At 66.8% G+C, this 22,068-nt stretch carries 17 protein-coding genes and 1 pseudogene; 10 read left to right on the top strand and 8 right to left on the bottom strand.

The window, feature by feature from the left end:
- The first annotated feature begins 122 nt into the window (after positions 1 to 122).
- Together AC13FN_RS03175 and AC13FN_RS03170 are read left to right on the top strand one after the other, a co-directional pair.
- Complete coding sequence (locus AC13FN_RS03175; protein WP_049434390.1) at positions 123 to 1,004, top strand: SDR family NAD(P)-dependent oxidoreductase; 882 nt, start codon at positions 123 to 125, stop codon at positions 1,002 to 1,004.
- Positions 1,005 to 1,042: 38 nt separating this feature from the next.
- Entirely contained in the window at positions 1,043 to 1,930 is an 888-nt protein-coding gene (locus AC13FN_RS03170) for a LysR family transcriptional regulator (protein ID WP_049434392.1), read from the top strand.
- A 44-nt stretch (positions 1,931 to 1,974) separates the two neighbouring features.
- Here the strand turns inward: AC13FN_RS03170 and AC13FN_RS03165 are convergent, their stop codons facing one another.
- The 3 genes from AC13FN_RS03165 to AC13FN_RS03155 form a co-directional block, all read right to left on the bottom strand.
- Complete coding sequence (locus AC13FN_RS03165; RefSeq protein ID WP_049434395.1) at positions 1,975 to 4,068, bottom strand: TonB-dependent siderophore receptor; 2,094 nt, start codon at positions 4,066 to 4,068, stop codon at positions 1,975 to 1,977.
- A gap of 98 nt (positions 4,069 to 4,166) precedes the next feature.
- On the bottom strand, positions 4,167 to 5,543 hold the full coding sequence (locus AC13FN_RS03160; protein WP_100049895.1) for a sensor histidine kinase: 1,377 nt from the start codon (positions 5,541 to 5,543) through the stop codon (positions 4,167 to 4,169).
- A complete protein-coding gene (locus tag AC13FN_RS03155; RefSeq protein ID WP_049434398.1) occupies positions 5,530 to 6,213 on the bottom strand; it encodes a response regulator transcription factor in 684 nt (227 codons plus the stop codon). Before AC13FN_RS03155 ends, AC13FN_RS03160 begins: the two co-directional genes overlap by 14 nt.
- Before the next feature lie 156 nt (positions 6,214 to 6,369).
- On the opposite strand from AC13FN_RS03155, the gene AC13FN_RS03150 reads away from it, so the two are divergent.
- Both AC13FN_RS03150 and AC13FN_RS03145 read left to right on the top strand, forming a co-directional pair.
- Complete coding sequence (locus AC13FN_RS03150; RefSeq protein WP_054171143.1) at positions 6,370 to 7,557, top strand: efflux RND transporter periplasmic adaptor subunit; 1,188 nt, start codon at positions 6,370 to 6,372, stop codon at positions 7,555 to 7,557.
- Positions 7,558 to 7,561: 4 nt separating this feature from the next.
- Positions 7,562 to 10,663 carry an efflux RND transporter permease subunit gene (locus AC13FN_RS03145; RefSeq protein ID WP_054171144.1) on the top strand — a complete coding sequence of 1,034 codons (3,102 nt, stop codon included), beginning with the start codon at positions 7,562 to 7,564 and terminating at the stop codon, positions 10,661 to 10,663.
- 275 nt (positions 10,664 to 10,938) lie between these two features.
- Here the strand turns inward: AC13FN_RS03145 and AC13FN_RS03140 are convergent, their stop codons facing one another.
- Positions 10,939 to 11,343 (bottom strand): GFA family protein, encoded by a 405-nt coding sequence (locus AC13FN_RS03140; protein WP_054171145.1) that lies wholly within the window; start codon positions 11,341 to 11,343, stop codon positions 10,939 to 10,941.
- Positions 11,344 to 11,515: 172 nt separating this feature from the next.
- Between AC13FN_RS03140 and AC13FN_RS03135 the strand changes: the two genes are divergently transcribed.
- Both AC13FN_RS03135 and AC13FN_RS03130 read left to right on the top strand, forming a co-directional pair.
- On the top strand, positions 11,516 to 12,490 hold the full coding sequence (locus AC13FN_RS03135; protein ID WP_100051461.1) for an Lnb N-terminal periplasmic domain-containing protein: 975 nt from the start codon (positions 11,516 to 11,518) through the stop codon (positions 12,488 to 12,490).
- On the top strand, positions 12,490 to 14,511 hold the full coding sequence (locus AC13FN_RS03130; protein WP_049434409.1) for an esterase/lipase family protein: 2,022 nt from the start codon (positions 12,490 to 12,492) through the stop codon (positions 14,509 to 14,511). Before AC13FN_RS03135 ends, AC13FN_RS03130 begins: the two co-directional genes overlap by 1 nt.
- Before the next feature lie 38 nt (positions 14,512 to 14,549).
- On the opposite strand, the gene AC13FN_RS03125 is transcribed toward AC13FN_RS03130, so the two are convergent.
- On the bottom strand, positions 14,550 to 15,920 hold the full coding sequence (locus AC13FN_RS03125) for an MFS transporter (protein WP_049434412.1): 1,371 nt from the start codon (positions 15,918 to 15,920) through the stop codon (positions 14,550 to 14,552).
- A gap of 82 nt (positions 15,921 to 16,002) precedes the next feature.
- Between AC13FN_RS03125 and soxR the strand changes: the two genes are divergently transcribed.
- The gene (gene soxR, locus AC13FN_RS03120) at positions 16,003 to 16,437 is read left to right on the top strand and encodes a redox-sensitive transcriptional activator SoxR (RefSeq protein WP_019336938.1); all 435 of its coding nucleotides are present in this window, start codon (positions 16,003 to 16,005) and stop codon (positions 16,435 to 16,437) included.
- A 73-nt stretch (positions 16,438 to 16,510) separates the two neighbouring features.
- On the opposite strand, the pseudogene AC13FN_RS03115 reads toward soxR, so the two are convergent.
- Positions 16,511 to 17,119: pseudogene (locus AC13FN_RS03115) on the bottom strand (short chain dehydrogenase); the annotation flags it as partial.
- Positions 17,120 to 17,211: 92 nt separating this feature from the next.
- Here AC13FN_RS03115 and AC13FN_RS03110 point away from each other — a divergent pair.
- A complete protein-coding gene (locus tag AC13FN_RS03110; RefSeq protein WP_049434416.1) occupies positions 17,212 to 18,087 on the top strand; it encodes a LysR family transcriptional regulator in 876 nt (291 codons plus the stop codon).
- 59 nt (positions 18,088 to 18,146) lie between these two features.
- Here the strand turns inward: AC13FN_RS03110 and proC are convergent, their stop codons facing one another.
- Both proC and AC13FN_RS03100 read right to left on the bottom strand, forming a co-directional pair.
- Positions 18,147 to 18,968 (bottom strand): pyrroline-5-carboxylate reductase, encoded by an 822-nt coding sequence (gene proC, locus AC13FN_RS03105; protein WP_049434418.1) that lies wholly within the window; start codon positions 18,966 to 18,968, stop codon positions 18,147 to 18,149.
- Positions 18,969 to 18,986: 18 nt separating this feature from the next.
- Complete coding sequence (locus AC13FN_RS03100; protein WP_428702596.1) at positions 18,987 to 19,664, bottom strand: YggS family pyridoxal phosphate-dependent enzyme; 678 nt, start codon at positions 19,662 to 19,664, stop codon at positions 18,987 to 18,989.
- Positions 19,665 to 19,751: 87 nt separating this feature from the next.
- On the opposite strand from AC13FN_RS03100, the gene AC13FN_RS03095 reads away from it, so the two are divergent.
- Together AC13FN_RS03095 and AC13FN_RS03090 are read left to right on the top strand one after the other, a co-directional pair.
- Entirely contained in the window at positions 19,752 to 20,789 is a 1,038-nt protein-coding gene (locus AC13FN_RS03095; RefSeq protein WP_006422551.1) for a type IV pilus twitching motility protein PilT, read from the top strand.
- A gap of 100 nt (positions 20,790 to 20,889) precedes the next feature.
- The gene (locus AC13FN_RS03090) at positions 20,890 to 22,032 is read left to right on the top strand and encodes a PilT/PilU family type 4a pilus ATPase (RefSeq protein WP_006422552.1); all 1,143 of its coding nucleotides are present in this window, start codon (positions 20,890 to 20,892) and stop codon (positions 22,030 to 22,032) included.
- Positions 22,033 to 22,068 lie beyond the last annotated feature (36 nt).

Below are 22,068 nucleotides of genomic sequence, written 5' to 3'. Positions count from 1 at the left end.
GCCCTGCTGTGCCTGAAACGACTTAACTCCCTCCGTCCCTTTTTCCGGTGATAGCGGGTGCGTATCGTGGGCGGTGGTCAACGGTATTGGCCGGGGCAGTGCGCTTGGCCGAAGCTGTGCCCATGAAGCCGATTTCCCGTATTTCCTTCGAGGGCCAGGTGGGCCTGGTGACCGGTGCCGCGGGTGGGTTGGGCCTGGCCTACAGTCGCCTGCTGGCCGAGCGCGGTGCGCAGGTGGTGATGCATGACGTCGGTGCCGGTACCGATGGCCGAGGCGCCGATCCGCAGCGCATCCTTCGCAGCGTCGAGGCGCTGCAGGGGCAGGGTCTGGCGGTACAGGCCGCAAGCGGTCCCATCGATCATCGCAGCGGTTGCCATGCGCTGGTGCAGGAACTGCTGCAGGCGCACGGCCGCATCGACTTCCTGATCCACAACGCGGGCTGGGTCGAGTACCAGCCACTGGAAGCGATCGAGGACGAGGCGCTGGAGCAGATGCTGTGCCTGGCGGCGAAGACGCCGCTGTGGCTGGCGCAGGCGGCATGGCCGGCGATGCGCGCGGCGGGCGGTGGCCGCATCGTCATCACGACGTCGGATCGCGCGCTGTATCCGCAGTACGCACAGCGCGGACTGTCCGCCTATGCGATGGGCAAGCTGGCGGCGCTTGGCCTGGTCAATGTGCTGGCGCTGGAGGGCGCGGAGCATGGCATCGTGGTCAATGCGGTTTCGCCGGTGGCAAAGACGCGCATGTGGGGCATCGAGGGTGAGCCCGATGAGCTGCATCCGGAAGCTGTTGCGCAAGGTGTGGCCTATCTGGCATCCACACGCTGCCAGGACGGCGGCTGGGTGCTGCGCGCAAGCAATGGCCAGTTCCACGCACTGCGCCTGCAGGAGGCCGAGCACGTGGCGTATCCGCGCGATCTGCGTGCGGTCAGTGCCGACAGCATCGAGTCGGTGGCGCTGCAGTGGCCGGCCATTGCCCGCGCCAGCGTGGACGCGCGCGGCTGAGGGCGTACCCTAGGCAGGTTTTCACTGCCTGCTCCCAGATGATCGATCTGCGCCTGCTTCGCCAGTTCGTGGCCGTGGCCGAAGAACTGCATTTCCACCGCGCTGCGGCCCGCCTGCACATGTCGCAGCCACCGCTGACGGCGGCAATACGTCGGCTGGAAGACGAACTCGGAAGTGAATTGATCGTGCGCGGCAACCGCACGCTGGGCCTGACCGTGGCCGGGCAGACGTTGCTGGTGGAGGCACGTGCAACGCTGCGGCAGGCTGAGCAGGCGTTGCAGCGCACGCGCGAGGCGGCGAGCGGACAGTCTGGCTGCCTGCGCGTAGGCTATGTCGGCAGTGCGCTGTATGGCCGCCTGCCAGGTTTGATCCGCCGCTTCCGCCAGCAGTACCCGCAGGTGCAGTTGCACCTGCAGGAAGCCACCTCGCGCCAGCAGCAGTTGTGGCTGCGTGAGCAGCGCATCGACGTAGGCGTGCTGATTCCACCGATTCCCACCGCCGAGCTGGTGCTGCACGACTTCGACCACGACCGCCTGGCGATTGCGCTGCCGCGTGCACATGCGTTGGCCGATGCGGCGGAGGTCAGTGTGGCGATGCTGGCTGATGAACCGTTCGTTTCGTGGCCGGCGGGCGAGGGCATCGGCTTCCATGCGCAGGTGCTGGGCCTGTGCACGGCGGCGGGATTCACCCCGCGCGTGGTACAGGAAGCGCAGGGCATGCACGCGGTGTTGTCGCTGGTGGCGGTGGACGCCGGCGTGGCGATCGTGCCGGCCAGCATGGCCAGCTTTCGTCCGCAGGAGATCGTCTACCGCGTGCTGGAGGGCGAAGCCGCCCGTTTCGCCCTGCAGTTTTCCACGCGCCCGGAACAGGCGTCGCCGGTGCTGCGCAATTTCCTGGACGTGGCGAAGCTGCCTGCCCGCGGCTGAGCCGCCGGTTCACCTGCTGAATCGGCGGTCAGCGTGATCCTCGGTCAGAACCGATAGCTGATGGTGCCGGTGACTACGCGCGGGTAGCCGGCGAAGCAGTCGCCAAACGTGCGGCACGGGGCGTAGTAGCGCTTGTCGGTGAGGTTGGTGATGTTCAATGCCATCGTCCAGTCGGTCACCTGCACTTCCACCAATGCATCGGCCAACGTGTAGCTGGGGGTGATGATGCGCCCGCCATTGCCCAGCGACGCCGTATTGCCGACATGGCGCACGCCCAGGCCCAGGCGCAGGCGTGCGGCATCGTCCAGCTGGAAGCCCTTGGACACCCAGGCCGAGGCCAGGTCCTGTGGGGTGTCGTTGAGGCGCTGGCCCACTTCCAGCGCGAAGTTGCTGCGGCTGACTTCGGCCTCATTGCGCGCGACGGCGGCGGTGATCGTCAGGTCGTTGGCGAACTGGAACTGGCCTTCCAGCTCGAGGCCCTTGGAGCGGATCTGCCCGGTCTGCACCACGTTCAGCACGTTGTCCGGATCGTTGGTCTGCCGGTTGGTTTCGGTGATGCGGTACGCCGCCATCGTCAGCAGCAGATTGCGTGCCGGTTGCCACTTGATGCCGGCCTCGCTCTGGCGGCCACGCATTGGTTTGAAGGCCTGGCCGAACAGGTCCTGGCCAGTGACCGGCAGGAACGATTCGCTGTAGCTCAGGTAGGGCGATACTCCGGCGCCGAGGTCACCGATCAGGCCGGCGCGGTAGGTGGTGGCGTTGTCGGTCTGGCTGGGTTGGCCTTCGGTCTTCGAGCGCGCATGGTCGCGGCGCGCGCCCAGCACCAGCGAGACGCGGTCGGCCCAGCGGATCTGGTCCTGCACATAGACACCCAGCTGGGTGGAGGTCTGGTCCGGCTGACGATCCCAGCCACGCACGATCGGTGCGACCGATACCGGGGTGTAGATGTCGATCGGCGTGCCGGTGGCGTCCAGCCGCTGCAGCTGCTCCTTGTACTGGCTGTAGTCCACACCGGCCAGCAGCAGATGCTGGAAGGCACCGGTGGCGAAATCGAACTGCAGCGCATTGTCGGCGCTGAAGATCTGCACGTCGGGGCGGGTGCCGTAGGCGGTGCGGTTGACCACGCGGCGGTCGGCGTCGATGAAGGGATCTGCCGGATTGCTGTAGCTGTCCACGTACATCTGCTGCAGGGTGGTCCTGCCATCGATGTAACGCACCGCCGAGCGCAGGCTGAGCACGTCATTGAAGCTGTGGTCGAACAGCGCGGTCAGGCTGTAGACGCGCGAATCGATGCGATCAAAGCCGGGGTGGCCGATGAAGGTGGAGGTGTCCAGGCGGCGGCCCGGCGGCGCCAGCAGGGTCGCTGCCAGCGGCAGGAACTGCTGGCTGGAGCCGGTCCTGTCGTGCTGGTAGCTGGCCAGCAGGGTCAGCGTGCTGCGTTCGCCGCGCCAGCTGATCGAGGGCGCCAGGTAGATGCGGTCATCGTTGAGTACATCGGTCTGCATGTTCGATTCACGCATCAGCCCGACGAAGCGACCGGCAACCGTACCGGCATCGTTCAAGGCGCCGCCAATGTCACCCTGCAGCTGCCTGCGGTCGAAGCTGCCGAACTGCACGCCGACCTCGCCCGTGAGGGTGCCAAAGGTCGGGCGCTTGCTCATCACATTGATGATGCCGCCGGTGGCGCCGGCACCGTACAGCACCGAGGACGGGCCGCGCAGTACTTCCACGCGTTCCAGGCCGTAGATCTCCGGGCGGGCGAGCGGGCTGAACCCGTAGCTGCGGCGCAGGCCATCCTGGTACTGCACGGGGTCCAGCCCGCGTACCGAGGTCGCGTCGTTGCGGGTATCCAGGCCCCAGGCATCGGCGGTGACGCCGGCGCTGTAGCGCAGCACTTCCTGCAGGTTGTGCGCGCCGCGATCGGTGAACAGCTGCTGGGTGACCACGCTGATCGCCTGCGGCGTCTCGGTCAGGGCGGTGTCGGTCTTGGTCGCGGTGCTGGCCCGCTCGGCCACCACGGTCACCTTGTCCAGGGTGCGTGCCGCCGGGCCGTCCTGGGCCTGGGCGATGGCCGAGGCCAGCAGGGTGGGCAGGGCGAGCGTGTACAGCAGCGGGCGGCGCGGCGACAGGGCGGGCATCGTCAGGAATCCGGGAAGGCGGTGACGGCGGATTATCCGGATGCGTGTCTGCAAATACAAATGATTCCCAAATGCGATTGAGTTACCCAGGCCCGGTGTCAGGGCAGGCCGTCCGAGGCGCCGCGGATGCTCAGCCAGGCGCCGCCGCCCGGGGCGCTGCCCGCGCGCAGCCGGAAGCCGTGCAGGCCGGCAATAGCAGCCACGATCGACAGGCCCAAGCCGAATCCAGGTCCCTGGCCGGCACTGCTGCTGCCGCGGAAGAAGCGCTGGTAGATCAGCGTGCGATCCTGCGGCGGGATGCCGGGTCCATTGTCGATCACATCGATCCTCGGCGCGCCGTGATCATCGACCGCACGCAGCAGGATGCGGCCGTGCGCAGGGGTGAACTGCAGGGCGTTGGACAGCAGGTTCGCCACCGCTTCGAACAACAGCTCACGGTCGCCGCGCAGCAGGCCGACCTGTGGATCCACCTGCAGTTCCAGCAACTGCTGCTTCTCTTCGGCCAGTGGCAGGTAGAACTGGTGCAGTTCCTGCAGCAGCTCGGCTAGGTCGACCTCGTCGAAGGCCGAACGCCGCTGGTGGCTTTCCAGTTCGGATACCCGCAGCAGCGCGGTGAAGCGCGCCATCAGCATGTCCGTTTCCGCCAATGCCCTGTCCAGCGGGTCTGCATGCGGATCCTGTTCGTCCAGGCCGACGCGCATGCGGTACAGATGCGCCCGCAGTCGGGTGAGCGGGGTGCGCAGATCATGGGCGATGCTGTCGCACACGCCTTTGACCTCGGTCATCAGCTGCTCGATGCGTTCCAGCATGGCATTGACGATGCTCGACAGCCGATCGATCTCGTCGCGACGGTTGGATACCGGCAGGCGCTGGCCGAGGTCGCCGGCGACGATGCGGCTGGTGGCCGCTTCGATCTGCTGGATCCGCTTCAGCGGGCGTCGGCGCAGCAGATGCCAGCCGACCAGGCCAGGGATGACGGTCAGCGACACGCCCCACAGCAGTGCATCGAGAATGATGCTGTTGACCGCCATGAGCTTGCCGTTCTGGCGCACGAACACCAGCGTCCGCCCATCCCGGGTCGCTACGCCAAGCGCGCTGCCGCCGCTCTCGTGCTTTCCATCGACCAATGTCCAGCCTTCCACCGGGTGCGAGCTGCCATCCAGCGGCAGTCCCGCTGGGATGGCGGTCAGCGGTCCAGCCAATGGCGCGCCGTCGCCGCTGAACAATCCGTAGGTATAGACCTGGTGCAGGTCGAAGCGCTGGCTGTCGCGCAACGCATCGTCCAGTGCCTGGCCGTCGAATGCCATGAACAGATGGGCGCGCTGCTGCAGGCCGGATTCGGTCAGGTCATTGAGGTAGTCCGAGATGCGCCAGTACATCACCCCCAGCAGCAGGCTCGACCAGGCCACGAACAGGATGCAGTACAACCCGAGCAGGCGGCTGCTGGACGAGCGCCACTGGTCAGGATTGCGCATCGAAGACATAGCCGGTTCCACGTACGGTGGTGATGGGTTGCGGGCGGCCCGGCTGCTCGATGCGCTTGCGCACGCGGCCGATGTGGACGTCGATCAGGTTGGTGCCGGGGTCGAAGTGATAGCCCCAGACTTCCTGGAACAGCATGCTGCGGGTGACCACCTGGCCGGCATTGCGGACCAGGAATTCGAGCAGTTTGAACTCGGTGGGCAGCAGCGCAATCTCGTGGCCCCCGCGTCGCGCCGAACGGGTCATCAGGTCCAGTTCCAGGTCACCGGCGCGCAGTACGTTGTCGATGGCGGCAGCCTGGCTCTGGCGACGGATCAATACCTCCACGCGGGCCGCCATCTCATCCGAGGCGAACGGCTTGGTCAGGTAATCGTCGCCGCCTGCACGCAGGCCACGCACGCGCTCGTCCACGTCCGACAGCGCGCTGATCATCAGTACGGGGGTGACGATTCCTTCGCGCCGCAGCGCAGTGACCAGCGCCAGGCCATCAATGCCGGGCAGCATGCGGTCCAGGGTGATCACCGCGTAGTCGCCCGCACGCGCCAATGCGAGGCCGGCAGTGCCATCAACGGCAACGTCGACCTCGAAGCCATGGCTGCGCAGCTCGGTTGCGATTTCCTCCGCAGTGACAAGATCGTCCTCGATGGTGAGTACGCGCGGCATGGGCCAGTGTGCAGGTTGGATGGCTGCCATCCTCGCAACCGCTCGCGGTGACTGCAAATGAAAAATGTTTCATGCGCGATTCGCCGGATTCCGCGCACGGGTCTTCTATATTCGGCGCCGAGCGTCTCCCCCCGGCGCGCGGAACCCCGGCACCCGATGAACCTCCTGCCCACCCCGTTGCCACACCACGCCCGGCCACCGCGGCTCCGACGGCCGCTGCTGCTTGCGCTCGTTCTGCTCGGCCTGTTGACGGCCTGCGGCAAGGATGCGCCCAAGCCGGCCGGCAGGCTTCACCAGGTGGAGGTGCTGACCCTGCAGGAAAGGCCGCTGGCGATGGAACAGGAGCTGCCGGGGCGAACCATCGCATCGCAGGAGTCGGATGTGCGCCCGCAGGTGGATGGCGTGCTGGTGAAACGCCTGTTCGAGGAGGGCGAAACCGTGCGTGCCGGGCAGCCTTTGTTCCAGATCGAACCGGCCCTGTACCAGGCGGCGCTGAATCAGGCTCAGGCCAACCTGAAAACCGCCGAAGCGGCGGCAGTCACCGCACGCCTGCGCGCGCAACGGATGCAGGCGCTGGGCGGCGAGCAGCTGGCCGCGCGCCAGGACGTGGATGACGCCATCGCCAGCGGGCAGCAGGCCGCAGCCGCGGTGCAGGCGGCACAGGCGAGCCTGGATACCGCACGTACGCGGCTTGGCTTCGCCACGGTGACCGCGCCGATTGCCGGGCGCATCGGCCGTGCGCTGTTCACACCGGGTGCGCTGGTCACCTCCGGCCAGGCCGACCCGCTGGCGCGGATCCAGCAGGTCGACCCGATGAACGTGGACATCACCCAGTCCAGCAACGAGTATCTGGCCCTGCGCCGCGCGATCGCCGACGGTGGCGTGCAGGCCACCACCGCTGCGGTGCGGCTGCGCCTGTCCGATGGCAGTGCGTATCCGTTGCCCGGCACCCTGGAATTTGCCGATATCGACGTGCAGCAGGAAACCGGCAGCATCACCCTGCGTGCACGTTTTCCCAATCCCGCCGGGCAGCTGCTGCCGGGAATGTATGTGCGGGCACAGGTGGGGCAGGGCACGCAGCAGCAGGCGCTGCTGGTGCCGCAGTCTGCGGTGGACCGCAGCCCGAAGGGCGAGGCGCAGGTGTGGGTGGTGGACGAGGGCGGCAAGGCGAAGCTGCGCCTGTTCCGTACCGCGCGGGCGATTGGCGACCAGTGGCTGGTGCTGGATGGCATCGCTGCCGGAGAACGGGTGGTCGTGGCCGGCGCACAGGGGCTCTCCGATGGCATGGCGGTGCAGGTGAAGCCGGCTGCGGCAGTCGCGCCGGCAGCCGCCGGGAAGGACTGAGCCCATGTTGCCGCGCTTCTTCATCCATCGCCCGGTGTTCGCCTGGGTGCTGGCGATCTGCATCATGGCGTTCGGCGCGATTGCCGTCAGCCAGCTGCCGGTCGAACAGTACCCGGACATCGCACCGCCGCAGGTCAACATCACCGCCAACTACACCGGCGCCTCGGCGCAGACGGTGGAAGACAGCGTCACCCAGGTGATCGAACAGCAGATCAAGGGCATCGATCACCTGCTGTACTTCTCATCCACCAGTTCGTCATCGGGACAGGCGCGGATCACGGTCACCTTCGACCAGAGCGCCAATCCGGATATCGCCCAGGTCCAGGTGCAGAACAGCGTCAACCAGGCCATCAACCGGCTGCCGCAGGAAGTGCAGCAGCAGGGCGTGACGGTCGCCAAGTCGCAGGGCGATTCGTTGATGGTGGTCTCGCTGTATGACACCAGCCGGCGCATGGAACGGGTGGACGTTTCCGACTTCCTGGTCAGCAACGTGCAGGATCCGATCAGCCGCATTCCGGGTGTGGGCGAGATCAATGTGTTCGGCTCGGCGTATGCGATGCGCGTGTGGCTGGACCCGCACAAGCTGCGCGCCTACGACCTGATGCCGGCGGACGTGCGCACGGCCATCCAAGCCCAGAACACCCAGGTCACGGCCGGTGAGCTGGGGGCGTTGCCATCCAGCGCAACGCAGGGCCTGAATGCCACCGTCACCGCACAGTCGCGGCTGCAGACGCCCGAACAGTTCCGCGCGATCATCCTGCGCACGCTTCCCAACGGCGCTGCAGTGCATCTGGGCGACGTGGCACGGGTGGAGATCGGTGCCGAGAACTACCAGACCAGCAGCTATCTCAACGGCTATCCGGCGGCCGGCTTCTCGGTAACCCTGGCCTCCGGTGCCAATGCACTGGCCACTGCCGATGCCGTGCGCGCGGAGATCGAACGGCTGCGGCCGACCTTCCCGCCGGGGCTGCAGGTGGCCTATCCGCGTGACAGCACACCGTTCGTGCGGGTCTCGATCGAGGGGGTCATCCATACCCTCATCGAAGCCATCGTGCTGGTGGTCGTGGTGATGTTCCTGTTCCTGCAGAACCTGCGTGCCACGTTGATCCCCGCGATCACGGTGCCGGTGGTGCTGCTGGGCACGTTCGGCGTGCTGGCGGTCGCCGGATTCACGATCAACACGCTCACCCTGTTCGCGATGGTGCTGGCGATCGGCCTGCTGGTCGACGATGCGATCGTGGTGGTGGAGAACGTGGAGCGCATCATCCACGACGAGCACCTGCCGCCACGCGAGGCCACCGAAAAATCGATGGGCGAGATCACCGGCGCGCTGATCGGCATCACCGTGGTGCTGGGCGCGGTGTTCCTGCCGATGGCCCTGTTCGGTGGTTCCACCGGCATCATCTACCGCCAGTTCTCGATCACCATTGCATCTGCGATGGCGCTGTCGGCGCTGGTCGCGCTGACGCTGACCCCGGCGCTGTGCGCGACCCTGCTCAAGCCATCTTCGGCGCAGAAACCGCAGGGCCGCTTCTTCAGGGCGTTCAACCGAGGAGTCGAGCGCAGCCAGTTGGCCTATCAGGGAAAGCTCGGTGGCGTGGTCGCCCGGCCGCGGCGCTGGATGGCGTTCTACCTGCTGCTGGTGGTCGCCATGATAGCGTTGTACGCGCGCATGCCCACCGGCTTCCTGCCGGTGGAAGACCAGGGACAGGTGACCTTCCAGTTCTCCACGCCGGAGGGCACGCCGATGGCGCGTACCGAAGCGCTGGGCGAGCAGATCAGCCGCTACTTCATGGAGCACGAGAAGCAGAACCTGGACGTGGTGTTCGTGGTGGTCGGCCGCAACAATGCCGGCACCGGCCAGAACGCGGGGCAGGGTTTTCTCGCCCTGAAACCCTGGGATGAGCGCACGGGCGACAACACCGCTGCGGCGATCATCACGCGTGCCAATGCCTACTTCCGCAGCTTGCCGGATGCCAGGGTCAATGTACTGGCACCGCCGGCAGTGCGTGGACTGGGCCAGTCCAGCGGCTTCGAACTGTGGTTGCAGGACACCAGTGCGGCCGGGCGCGTGGCCCTGCAGGCAGCGCAGGAACAGGTGGTGCGTGCGGCCGGCGAAGACGATGGGCTCACCTCGGTGCGCCTGAACGGCCTCGGCGACAAGGCCGAGCTGCGGCTGGACATCGACCATGCGCAGGCCAGCGCGCTGGGGCTGTCCCAGGCCGATATCAATTCCACCCTGTCGGCGGCCTGGGGCGGCAGCTACATCAACGACTTCCTCGACCGTGGCCGGGTCAAGCGGGTCTACATGCAGGGTGACCAGCCCTACCGCAGCGTGCCCGACGACATCGGCCAGTGGTATGTGCGCGGTGGCAATGGCCAGATGGCCTCGTTCGCCAGCTTCGCCAGCAGCCACTGGGCGCGCGGGCCGCAGCTGCAGCAGCGTTTCAACGGCCTGCCGGCGATGCAGATCCAGGGCAGCGCCGCGGAAGGGCGTAGCTCGGGCGAGGCGATGCAGCGCATGCAGGCGCTGGTTGCCGATCAACCCGGATTCGACCTGCAGTGGAGCGGCCTGTCCTACCAGGAGCAACTGGCCAGCAACCAGACGCTGTGGCTGTACACCGCCTCCATCGCTTTCATTTTCCTGTGCCTGGCGGCGCTCTATGAGAGCTGGACGGTACCGGTGGCGGTGGTGCTGGTGATCCCCTTGGGCGTGATCGGTACCGTGCTGGCGACCACGGCGGCGGGCTTCGTCAACGACATCTACTTCCAGGTCGGCCTGCTGACCACCATCGGCCTGTCAGCCAAGAATGCGATCCTGATCGTTGAGTTTGCCGAGGCCCGTTATCGCGCCGGCAGTTCTGCGGTGGAGGCGGCGCTGCAGGGCGCACGCCTGCGCCTGCGTCCGATCGTGATGACGTCGTTGGCCTTTGTGGCCGGTGTGATTCCGTTGGCGTTGGCCACCGGTGCCGGTGCGGTCAGTCGCCGTGAGATCGGCATGAGCGTGATTGGCGGCATGGTCTCCGGCACGGTGCTGGCGGTGGTGCTGGTGCCGTTGTTCTTCGTGCTGGTGCGCCGCCTCGGCCGGTCACGGCCGCAGGACTGAGGGGGGGCGCGGCTGTCATCTGGCTACCGCAGCGCCATCACCCGTCCTTTGCCCAGGTGTCGCTAGCGTAGGTCGTCCCCGTCCCCCACGGAGACCCGCCATGTGGCTGCTCGATCATCTCTGGCCCGGCCGCAGACCTGTCCCTCCCCCGGTTGCTGCCGAACCACAGGCGACGCCCCGTCGGCCCTGGCTGAAACGCCCCGTGCGGGCGGGCCGCAGTGGCATGGCGCCGTGGCAGAAGGTCGCCGCGCCGCCACGGCGGACGCGCCACTAGGCTAGTCGCCGCGGTCGGCCGGGTGGTTGACCCCGTCGTTGACCGGAATGATGCCCAGTGCGAACGGGTCGATGCCCTCCAGGCAGGCCACGTTGTAGCCGTACTGGTCCGGGTTGGAACGACGCCGGTGGTGGGTGTAGATGCCGCACACGCCGCAGAAATAGTGCTCGGCCACATGCGTGTTGAACTGGTACAGCTGCAGGTGGTTCTGCCCGCGCACCACCAGCAGGCCCGCGCGTGTGACGCTGGCGGCGATGGCGCCACGGCGGCGGCACATCGAGCAGTCACAGCGGCGCGGGTCGACGATGCCATCAGGCAGGTCCAGCAGCAGCTCGACCGTGCCGCAGTGGCAGGTCGCGCGGTGCCGGGGTTGGACCGGAACGCCGGCCACGGACGTGATGCCCATCAGTGCTCCTATGAGGTGAAACGAAGCCGCAGAGGCCGCCGCCGACGGTGCGCCGGCCTGCCTGAACGGGCCGTAGATGCCACGGTGAACCCGCTTGTGGCTAACTATGCGGCTTCAAGACCGCGACAGGATGCCAGTGAACGCCGCAGGACGATGGATGACAGGAAGTGCCATGGCGCTGCTGGCGCTGTGGGTGACCGGGCTGCTGGCCTATCAGTTGCCGGGGCCGGGCTGGCTGGTTACCGGCGTTGCCGGGCTGTGGCTGCTGGTGGCGCTGTGGGCATCGTGGCGGGTCGTGCGGGGCCGTGCCTCGCGCCGCCTGGGCCTGGCGTTCGGGGCATCACTGGCACTGGCAGGCCTGTGGTGGCTGCTGCTGACGCCGCGCCAGGACCGGCTGTGGGCCGATGATGTGGCCCAGCGCCTGCACGTGGTGTCCTTCGATGGCCGCCACGTCGTGCTGGACAACGTGCGTGACTTCAGCTGGCGCACCGAAACCGACTACGACGCACACTGGGTGCGCCGCGAGTACGACCTGGACCAGCTGCGCTCGGCCGACCTGGTGCTGTCGTACTGGATGGGCCCGGCCATCGCCCACACCCTGATCTCGTTCGGCTTCGAGGACGGTCGCCACGTGGTGTTCTCGCTGGAGATCCGCAAGGAGCGTGGTGAGTCGTTCTCGGCGCTGGGCGGCTTCTTCCGCAAGTTCGAGATGACCCTGGTGGCGTCGGAGGAGACCGACATCATCCGCACACGCACCAACGCGCGTGGCGAGGATGTCTACCTGTACCGCCTGCATGGCATGGACCGCGCGCAGCTGAAGGAACTGTTCGCCGCGTACATCGCACAGGCCCGGGAACTGGATGCGAAACCGGGCTTCTACAACACGCTGACCAGCAACTGCACCACCATCGTCTTCGACCTGGCCCGCCACATCGCACCGCGCCTGCCGCTGGATTACCGCCTGCTGCTGTCCGGTTACCTGGCCGAGTACGCGCAGGAGGTCGGCGCGCTCACTCCAGGCGTGCCGTACACCGAGCTGCATGCCAAGGGCCGCATCACCCAGCGCGCGCTGGACCTGGGTGATGGCCCGCACTTCTCCACCGTGATCCGCCAGGGCGTGCCCGGCACCGAGCAGGACCCGCAGTAATGACCCAACTCTTTCTGACCCGCTGGCAGCGCATGTTGCCGGCGCTGCTTGCCGCCTTCCTGCTGCTGGGCAGCAGCGGCTGTGCGATGGTGACCGTCAAGCAGGTCAAGTCCAGCGATTCGCTGGTCAACAAGCGCGCGGATGTGCTCAACACCGGCAAGCTCAGCCCGGCCGCGCGCGAAACGCTCAGCGCAGCAGGCCTGGATGAGTCGCAGTGCGAGAAGGACTTCCTGGTCTGCCGCAGCACGCTGCTGATGACCGATGACCTCAATGTCGAGCAGCGGCTGTCGGCGCTGTCCGAATTGTGGGTGAAGGCCGCGCTGGCGATGACGCCGAAGAAGACTGCCGCCGGCGACCCGCCGATGAGTGATGCGGCATTGGATGCCTGGCTGGAAGCCGCGCGCTATGCCTATGCCTACCTGTTCTACAGTGGCCGCTCTCCGTCCGACCGTGCCTTCGAGGATCGCCAGACGCAGGTGCGCGACTACTACAACTACGCGGCCGAGAAAGCAGCGGTGGTGCTGTTCGTGCGTGCGCGTGCGGCGGCATTGGCCGGCGAGGACTACACGAAGCCGGTCTCGGTCGGCAGCTGGTCGCTGGCCTCCAACTACCAGCAGTTGAACCTGAAGAGCATCCCGGCGCAGCTGGTGCCGGCCGGTACCGTCAGTTTCGTCGGCCTGCGCAGCACCTATCGCCGCGATGGTTTCGGCGCCGAGCTGGTGATGGTGATGGATCCGCCGAAGCTGGTCGCGCCGGTGATCGAACCCGATGGCCCGAAGGCCGAGACCACGCAGGACGACGGCGACGACGCGCACCGTGGCCGTCGTCATCGCCATGACGATTCGGTGCCCGAGTTCAGTGAGATGTCCTCGATCAACGTCACCGCACTGCTGCGTTTCGAGGGCAGCAGCCTGGAAGACGTGATGCGCACGCGCCGGGTCGAGCTGGATGCCTATTCGCCGGAAGCCACCGAGCGCATCACCCTGCACGGTGAGCAGGTACCGCTGGCCGGCAACTTCACCGCGGCCTATGGCCTGTGGCTGGCGCAGAGTGGCTTCGCCCGGCAGTCGCTGCGCACCCTGTTCGGCATGAGCGAGGGCATCGGCGAACCGCACATCTACCTGATGCAGCCTTGGGACCCGAACCGGCGCATCATCTTCATGCTGCATGGCCTGGCCAGCAGCCCGGAAGCCTGGGTGAACCTGGCCAACGAGATCATGGGTGATCCCGAGCTGCGCCAGCAGTTCCAGGTGTGGCAGGTCTATTACCCGACCAATGCGCCGATCGCACTGAACCGCTACGAGATCGCCAATGCGTTCAACGATACGCTGAAGCATTTCGACCCCAACGGCAGCACGCGTGCATCGAAGGACATGGTCTACATCGGCCACAGCATGGGCGGTGTACTGGCCCGGCTGCTGGTGAGCGACTCGGGCGACGTGCTGTGGAATGACCTGCTGGCCAACTACGACCTGAAGGGTGAACGGCTGAAGCGGGTGCAGAACAAGCTGGGGCCGTTGCTGCATTTCAAGGCACAGCCGAACGTGGAACGTGCGATCTTCATCGCCGCGCCGCACCAGGGTACCGACATCGCCGGCAACAAGGTCGGCCGCCTGATCGGTCGCCTGGTGCGCCTGCCGCTGACCATTCTCGGCAAGTTCGAGGACGTGTTCATGGCACTGGCGCAGGCCGAGCAGCAGGTCGATGGCACCGCCAAGCCGAAGATTCCGAACAGCATCGACAACCTCAAGGCCAGCGATCCGTTCGTGAAGGCCGCCGCACAGCTGCCGATCGAAGCGGGCCTGAAGTACCACTCGATCATCGCCCAGCGCAAACCGGAACTGCCGGTGGAGAAGTCCGATGACGGGCTGGTGCCGTACTGGAGCGCGCACCTGCCGGGTGCATTGTCCGAAAAGGTGGTCATTTCCGGCCACAGCGTGCAGGAGACCCCGCAGGCGGTGCTGGAGGTGCGGCGCATCCTGCACCGGGATATCGATGACATGGGGACTGGCACCCGGTAGTGCCGGCCTCTGGCCGGCAATCCCGCAATGCGGCGGCGTTACACCCGCCGCGCGATCACCGTGGCCAGCAGCGCCAGGCAGAAGGTGATCGCCAGGCACAACACGTAACCGGTGTGGGGTGCGCTTTGCACGAACAACGCGAACAGCGCGCCGGAAACCGCCAGCGCGGTGGTCACCGACAGCGCTTCGCTCAGCTGCAGTGCCGAGGTGTTGGCACCCTGCTCCTGCGGCGCCGACAGCGACAGCGTCAGCACCGACAGGCTGGCGTAGATCATGCCCATGCCGAAGCCGGTCACGGCCCAGCCAAGCAGCGACACCGGCAGGGGCACCACGTTGAACAGCACCGCCAGCGTGGCGGCGATGCCGACGGTCATCAATGACGTACCCGTGCGCAGCAGCTGCTGGCGCGACCAGCCACGCTGCTGGTGACCCTGCAGCCATGAACCGGCGAACCAGCCCAGCGCACCGAGGCTGAGCACGGCGCCGGCCCAGCTGGGCGACAGTCCGCGTTCGCGCTGCAGCAGCAGCGGCAGATAGGCTTCGCACGCGAAGAATGCGGCCGCCGCGATGCCGCGCAGCGCGATCACGCTGGGCAGGCCACGGCGCAGGACCAGTGTTCCGGGCGGAAGCAGTCGATGTACGCAGAACAGCAGCGCCAGCATCGCCACGCCGATACAGAGCAGGGCCGCTGCTCCCTGCTGCTGGCCGCCGAAGTACAGCAACAACGCCGCCAGCGAGGCACCGCTGGCCCAGCGCACCACGTTGCCTCGCCCATCGTCGGCGAGGCCGCCATCGGTGGGCTGCATGCGCGTGAGTGCCGGGCGCAGCAGCAGGGCCGCCGGAACCGCCAGCAATGGCACCGCCAGGAACACCCAGCGCCAGCCCAGGTGCTGCACGATCAGGCCGCTCAATGCCGGGCCGACCATCGATGGCACCACCCAACCGGCCGAGAACGCGGCGAATACCTTCGGCTGCAGGTGCTCGGGGTAGCTGCGGCCGACCATGACGTACAGCGAAACCGAGATCGCGCCCGCGCCGAAACCCTGCAGCAGCCGCCCGGCCACCAGCATGCCCATGCGCATCGCGAAGCCGGCCAGCAGCAGGCCCAGTACGAAGCAGGCCAGGCCGTACCACAGCGGCCTGGCGGGCCCGTGGCGGTCGGCCCAGCGTCCGGCCAGCGTCATGCCGATCACGCTGGTGGCCAGGGTGCCGCCGAAGGCCAGCGCATACAGGCGCAGGCCATCCAGTGCCTCGGCCACGGTCGGCATGGCCGCCGCCACCGCCAGGGCTTCGAAGGCATGCAGCGCCACCAGCGCCACCATGCCGATGGTGGTGGCGCGGTAGCGCGGGGACAGGATCGACGTATCAGCCGGCGCACGGGCGTCGGCGGGCGAAAGAGTGGGGGACATATACGAGTCAGATGCGGGCCGCGCTTGTCAACTGGCGGCGAAGATAGCAGCATGCCACCTCAACCGCAGTTTAGGTCAAGCAATGGTTTCCCAGGAACTCAGCGTTGGCGAAGTCTCCCAGCGCAGTGGCGTGGCGGTTTCCGCGCTGCATTTCTACGAGCGCAAGGGGCTGATCAGCAGCCTGCGCACCTCCGGCAACCAGCGTCGCTACAGCCGTGACGTGCTGCGACGGTTGGCCGTGATCCGTGTCGCGCAACGGGTGGGCATGCCACTGGAAGCCGTCGGCCGTGCCTTCGAAAGCCTGCCCGAGGGGCGCGCACCGACCAAGGCCGACTGGGCCAAGCTGTCCGCGCGCTGGCGCACCGAGCTGGAGGAGCGCATCCATATGCTGGAACTGCTGCGCGACGAACTGACCGGCTGCATCGGCTGTGGCTGCCTGTCGCTGCAGCGTTGCCGCCTGGCCAACCCCGGTGACGTCCTCGGCGAACGCGGCGACGGCCCGATGCGCTGGGAGTGACCCGCGAAAAGGGGACGGAGGGGATTATGTCGTTTGTGCATTAACGACTTAATCCCCTCCGTCCCCTTTTTTCTTACCAGACCGTGATCGTCTCGCCGCTCTGGATGCCTTCCACTGCACGCTGGAAGGCCAGCGCCGCGCGTTGCGCGCTTACCGCTTCAAAGCCCGGGAAGTAGGGGCCGTACGCCGCCATCGATTCGATCAGCACGTTCGGGCTGACCACGTTGATGCGCAGGCCACGTGGCAGCAGCTCCAGTGCTGCCGCACGCACGAAGCCTTCCAGTGCGGCGTTCACGGCGGTGGCATTGACGCCATCGCGGATCGGTTGGGCGCTGATGATGCCGCTGGTCAGGGTGATCGAACCGCCGGCGTTGAGGTGGTACTGGGCGGCCAGTGCCAGCCGCACCTGCCCCAGCAGCTTGTCCTGCAGCCCGATGTTGAACTGTGCTGGCGTCATCTGCTGCAACGGTCCGAAGTGCACCGAGCCGGTGGTGGAGATCACCGCATCGACCGGGCCGGTACGCGCGAACAGTTCGGCGACGCTGGCGTCATCGGTCAGGTCCACGCGCAGTTCGCCGCTGCTGCGGCCGGCGGCGAGAATCTGATGCTGTTGGCCGAGCTGGTGGGCGACTGCCTGGCCGAGCGTGCCGCTGGCACCGACGAGGAGGATCTTCATGGCCGTTCCTTGCGTGAGGGAGTAAGCGCAGTCTGCGCCGTCACGGTGCGGTTAGGTAAGCGGCGTATGCTTCGCAGATTCCTAACTCTGGATTAGCAATGGATACCCTTCGCTGCATGCAGGCCTTCGTCGCCGTGGCCGAGCGCGGGAGCTTTGCGGGGGCCGCCGAACAGCTGCAGGTCTCGGCGGTGATGGTTGGCAAGTACATTCAGCAGCTGGAGGCGCACCTGGGCACCGCGTTGCTGCAACGGAACACCCGCCGCCAGCGCCTGACCGAAGCCGGCAGTGCCTACCTGGCCGGGTGCCGGCAGGTGCTGGAGCAGGTGCAGCAGGCCGAGGCCGATGTGGCCGGCCTGCAGATACAGCCACGCGGGCTGCTGCGGGTCAGCGCACCCACCACCTGGGGCAGCTGCGTGCTGGCGCCACAACTGGCCGGCCTGCTGCGCGCGCAGCCGCAGTTGAACATCGAACTGGATCTGAGCAACCGCCGTGTGGACCTGATCGAGGACGGCTTCGACGTTGCGATCCGGGTCGGGCCACTGCCGTCGCAGGAGGTGGTGGCGCGGCCGCTGCCACCGTATGCGATGAGCCTGTGTGCGGCGCCAGCCTACCTGCGCCGGCGCGGCACGCCGCGTACGCCCGCGGATCTGCAGGGGCACGACTGCCTGAGCCACCTGGCCTGGCGCGGCGGGCATGGCTGGCAGTTGGCCAATGGACAGCAGGTGGACTGGGAGGCGCGGCTCACCTGCAACGATGGTGTCGCGCTGCGCGAAGCCGCGGTGGCCGGGGCCGGGTTGGTGTTGCAGCCGACCGCACTGCTGGCGGCGGAGATCGCAGCAGGTCGGTTGAAGCCGCTGCTGCGCGACTACCTGCCCGAACCACGGCCGATGCACCTGATCTACCTGCCCGATCGCAGGCCGCGCCCGCGGTTGCAGTGCTTCGTCGATTTCGTCATGACCACATTGGGGCAATGAGCATCCACGCCAGGCGTGGATGACGGTGGGTGCCGACCGTTGGTCGGCACGCATCGGGATCAATCATTCGCCGCAGACAGTTCCTGCCCACGCACCTGCGCGGCGCGCAGTGCGGTGTCCACCAGCGCCTCGAAGCCACCGGCCTGGAAGCTCTCGATCGCGGCCTGGGTGGTGCCGTTCGGCGAAGTCACGCGGCGGCGCAGTTCCGCCGGGCTCTCACCAGCCTCATCCAGCATGCGCGAGGCGCCCAGCAGGGTCTGCACCACCAGCGTGCGCGCGGCGTCGGCCGGCAGGCCCTGGGCAATACCCGCCGCTTCCATCGCCTCGGCCAGCAGGAACACATAGGCCGGTCCGCTGCCGGAGACGGCAGTCACCGAATCCATCAGCGACTCGCTGTCGATCCACACCGTGCGCCCGGCACTGGCCAGCACCTTCTCGGCCTGTGCATGCTGCCGCGTATCCACCGAAGGCGTTGCGAACAGGCCGGTCACGCCGGCGCCGAGCAGGGCCGGGGTGTTGGGCATCGCGCGCACTACCGGCAGGTTGCCGCCCAGCCAGCGTTCCAGCTGCGCGCTGGTGATACCGGCGGCAATCGACACCACCAACGGCTGGTTTGCCTGGGCCAGTGCCCGCAGCGACTGGCAGACCTCACGCAGCACCTGCGGCTTCACCGCCAGCAGCCAGGTGCCACCTTGCGCGGCGGCATCTGCGGCGTTGTCATGCACCTGCACACCGAAGTCGGCGGCCAGCGCCTGGCGCAGTTCGGCCACCGGTTCGGCGACGTGGATGTGCGCGGCGGGTGTGCCCTGGCGGATCAGGCCGGCGATCAGGCTGCGCGCCATGTTGCCGCCGCCGATGAAGGTGATGGAATCAGCTGCCATGGAAGTCTCCTCGGAAAATCAGGCCGGGCGCGGGCGCGCGCCGAACAGGGCGGTGCCGATCCGCACCAGGGTGGCACCCTCGGCGATGGCTTCGGCGTAGTCGCTGCTCATGCCCATCGACAGCGTGTCGATCTGCGCGTGCTGGGCAGCCAGCGACTGGAAAAGTGTGCGCATGCGCACGAATGCATCCCGACGGCGCTCGGCCTCGGGCCACGGCGCGGGAATCGCCATCAGTCCGCGCAGGCGCAGGGTGGGCTCAGCGGCAATCGCCGCGGCCAGTGCATCCACTTCTTCCGGTGCACAGCCATGCTTGCTGGATTCGTCGTCGATGTTGACCTGGATCAGTACGTTCAGCGGGCCGCGCGCGGCCGGGCGATGGCGTGCCAGCGCAGTCACCAGCTTGGGGCGGTCCACGCTCTGTACCCAGTCGAAATGGCTGGCCACGGCATCGGCCTTGTTCGACTGCAGGTGGCCGATCAGGTGCCATTCCAGTGCCAGGTGCTGCAGCGCCTGCATCTTGGCCAGTGCTTCCTGCACATAGTTTTCGCCGAAGGCATGCTGGCCCTGTGCAGCCAGCGCAGCCACGGCCTCGGCCGGTTGGGTCTTGGAAACAGCCAGCAGGCGTGGATCGGGCCTGCCCGCGGTCTCGGCGGCGGCATGCAGGTTGCTCAGGATCTGGGGCAGGGGAGTGGCCACGTAACGCGTTCCGTTGAATCAGGAGGCTATACTGCCGCCCGGGGAAAGATCCTTCCAGTCGAAGCCGTTATTGGGGAGTAGCCGCTCATGGATATCGCCGAACTGTTGGCGTTTTCCGTAAAGAACAAAGCGTCCGACCTGCACCTGTCCGCAGGGCTGCCGCCGATGATCCGCGTGGACGGCGACGTTCGCCGGATCAACATCCCAGCCCTGGACCACAAGCAGGTCCATGCGCTGGTGTACGACATCATGTCCGACAAGCAGCGCCGCGATTACGAGGAATTCCTCGAAGTGGACTTCTCCTTCGAGATTCCGTCGCTGGCGCGCTTCCGTGTGAACGCGTTCAACCAGAACCGCGGCGCCGGTGCGGTGTTCCGTACCATTCCGTCCGAGGTGCTCACCCTCGAGGACCTGGCCTGCCCGCCGTTGTTCCGCGAAGTGATCCAGCAGCCGCAGGGCCTGATTCTGGTGACCGGTCCGACCGGCTCGGGCAAGTCGACCACGCTGGCGGCGATGATCGACTACATTAACAAGAACGAATACGGCCACATCCTCACCGTCGAGGATCCGATCGAATTCGTGCACACCTCGCAGAAGTGCCTGATCAACCAGCGCGAAGTGCACCGTGACACGCATGGCTTCAACGAAGCGCTGCGCTCGGCGCTGCGTGAGGACCCGGACATCATCCTGGTCGGCGAACTTCGCGACCTGGAAACCATCCGCCTGGCGCTGACCGCCGCAGAAACCGGCCACCTGGTGTTCGGCACCCTGCACACCAGCTCGGCGGCCAAGACCATCGACCGCATCATCGACGTGTTCCCGGCCGGCGAAAAGCCGATGGTGCGCTCGATGCTGTCCGAATCGCTGCGCGCGGTGATCTCGCAGGCGCTGCTGAAGAAGGTCGGCGGCGGTCGTACCGCTGCGTGGGAAATCATGGTCGGCACCCCGGCCATCCGCAACCTGATCCGCGAGGACAAGGTGGCGCAGATGTATTCGGCCATCCAGACCGGCCAGCAGTACGGCATGATGACCCTGGACCAGCACCTGCAGGACCTGGTCAAGCGCAGCCTGATCACCCGCAACCAGGCCCGCGACTACGCCAAGGACAAGCGCCTGTTCGAGTAAGGCGGCGCCGCAACGGGGCGGCGTGCGCCAGTGCGCCGCCGTTCCCGCGCCGTTTCCTCCACCGACCGTTTCCTGGTACATGCCCCATTGGGAGCCCGCCGTGAACACCACCGCGACCACCATCGATTTCACTTCGTTCCTCAAGCTGATGGCGCACCAGCGCGCCTCGGACCTGTTCATCACCGCGGGCATGCCGCCGGCGATGAAGGTCAACGGCAAGATCTCGCCGATCACGCAGACCCCGCTCACGCCGCAGCAGAGCCGCGACCTGGTCCTCAACGTGATGACCCCGGCACAGCGCGAGGAATTCGAGAAGACCCACGAATGCAACTTCGCCATCGGCCTGTCCGGTGTCGGCCGCTTCCGCGTGAGCTGCTTCTACCAGCGCAACCAGGTCGGCATGGTGCTGCGTCGCATCGAGACGCGCATTCCGACCGTGGAAGAACTGAGCCTGCCGCCGATCATCAAGACGCTGGCAATGACCAAGCGCGGCATCATCCTGTTCGTCGGTGCCACCGGTACCGGTAAATCGACCTCGCTGGCGGCGATGATCGGTTACCGCAACCAGAACTCGACCGGCCACATCATCACCATCGAAGACCCGATCGAATTCGTGCACAAGCACGAGGGCTGCATCATCACCCAGCGCGAAGTCGGCATCGATACCGACAGTTGGGAAGCGGCGCTGAAGAACACCCTGCGCCAGGCGCCGGACGTGATCATGATCGGCGAAGTGCGTACCCGCGAAGGCATGGACCATGCCATCGCGTTCGCCGAAACCGGCCACCTGGTGCTGTGCACCCTGCATGCCAACAACGCCAACCAGGCGATGGACCGCATCGTCAACTTCTTCCCGGAAGACCGCCGCAACCAGCTGCTGATGGACCTGTCGCTGAATCTGAAGGGCGTGGTTGCGCAGCAGCTGATTCCTTCGCCCGATGGCCGCTCGCGCAAGGTGGCGATGGAGATCCTGCTGGGCACGCCGCTGGTGCAGGACTACATCCGCGATGGCGAGATCCACAAGCTGAAGGAAGTGATGAAGGACTCGGTCCAGCTGGGCATGAAGACCTTCGATCAGAGCCTGTTCGAACTGTACCAGGCCGGCGAGATCAGTTACGAGGACGCACTGCGCTACGCCGATTCGCAGAACGAGGTACGCCTGCGCATCAAGCTCAGCCAGGGCGGCGACGCGCGTACCCTGTCGCAGGGGCTGGATGGCGTGGAGATCTCCGAGATCCGGTGACCCGGCTGGCTTCGGTTGTGACCGGATTGATGAATT

This window comes from Stenotrophomonas sp. 115C5, from assembly GCF_056861055.1.
Note: the sequence above shows the minus strand (reverse complement) of the source record. Positions and strands in the feature narration are given on the sequence as shown.

Bases quoted from the DNA above. Each gene is read 5' to 3' on its own strand.
- AC13FN_RS03125 (WP_049434412.1), bottom strand. From the start codon at position 15,920: ATGTCCCCCACTCTTTCGCCCGCCGACGCCCGTGCGCCGGCTGATACG.
- AC13FN_RS03175 (WP_049434390.1), top strand. From the start codon at position 123: ATGAAGCCGATTTCCCGTATTTCCTTCGAGGGCCAGGTGGGCCTGGTG.
- AC13FN_RS03155 (WP_049434398.1), bottom strand. From the start codon at position 6,213: ATGCCGCGCGTACTCACCATCGAGGACGATCTTGTCACTGCGGAGGAA.
- AC13FN_RS03160 (WP_100049895.1), bottom strand. From the start codon at position 5,543: ATGCGCAATCCTGACCAGTGGCGCTCGTCCAGCAGCCGCCTGCTCGGG.
- AC13FN_RS03135 (WP_100051461.1), top strand. From the start codon at position 11,516: ATGGCGCTGCTGGCGCTGTGGGTGACCGGGCTGCTGGCCTATCAGTTG.
- AC13FN_RS03140 (WP_054171145.1), bottom strand. From the start codon at position 11,343: ATGGGCATCACGTCCGTGGCCGGCGTTCCGGTCCAACCCCGGCACCGC.
- AC13FN_RS03145 (WP_054171144.1), top strand. From the start codon at position 7,562: ATGTTGCCGCGCTTCTTCATCCATCGCCCGGTGTTCGCCTGGGTGCTG.
- soxR (WP_019336938.1), top strand. From the start codon at position 16,003: ATGGTTTCCCAGGAACTCAGCGTTGGCGAAGTCTCCCAGCGCAGTGGC.
- AC13FN_RS03130 (WP_049434409.1), top strand. From the start codon at position 12,490: ATGACCCAACTCTTTCTGACCCGCTGGCAGCGCATGTTGCCGGCGCTG.
- AC13FN_RS03150 (WP_054171143.1), top strand. From the start codon at position 6,370: ATGAACCTCCTGCCCACCCCGTTGCCACACCACGCCCGGCCACCGCGG.
- AC13FN_RS03165 (WP_049434395.1), bottom strand. From the start codon at position 4,068: ATGCCCGCCCTGTCGCCGCGCCGCCCGCTGCTGTACACGCTCGCCCTG.
- AC13FN_RS03110 (WP_049434416.1), top strand. From the start codon at position 17,212: ATGGATACCCTTCGCTGCATGCAGGCCTTCGTCGCCGTGGCCGAGCGC.
- AC13FN_RS03095 (WP_006422551.1), top strand. From the start codon at position 19,752: ATGGATATCGCCGAACTGTTGGCGTTTTCCGTAAAGAACAAAGCGTCC.
- proC (WP_049434418.1), bottom strand. From the start codon at position 18,968: ATGGCAGCTGATTCCATCACCTTCATCGGCGGCGGCAACATGGCGCGC.
- AC13FN_RS03170 (WP_049434392.1), top strand. From the start codon at position 1,043: ATGATCGATCTGCGCCTGCTTCGCCAGTTCGTGGCCGTGGCCGAAGAA.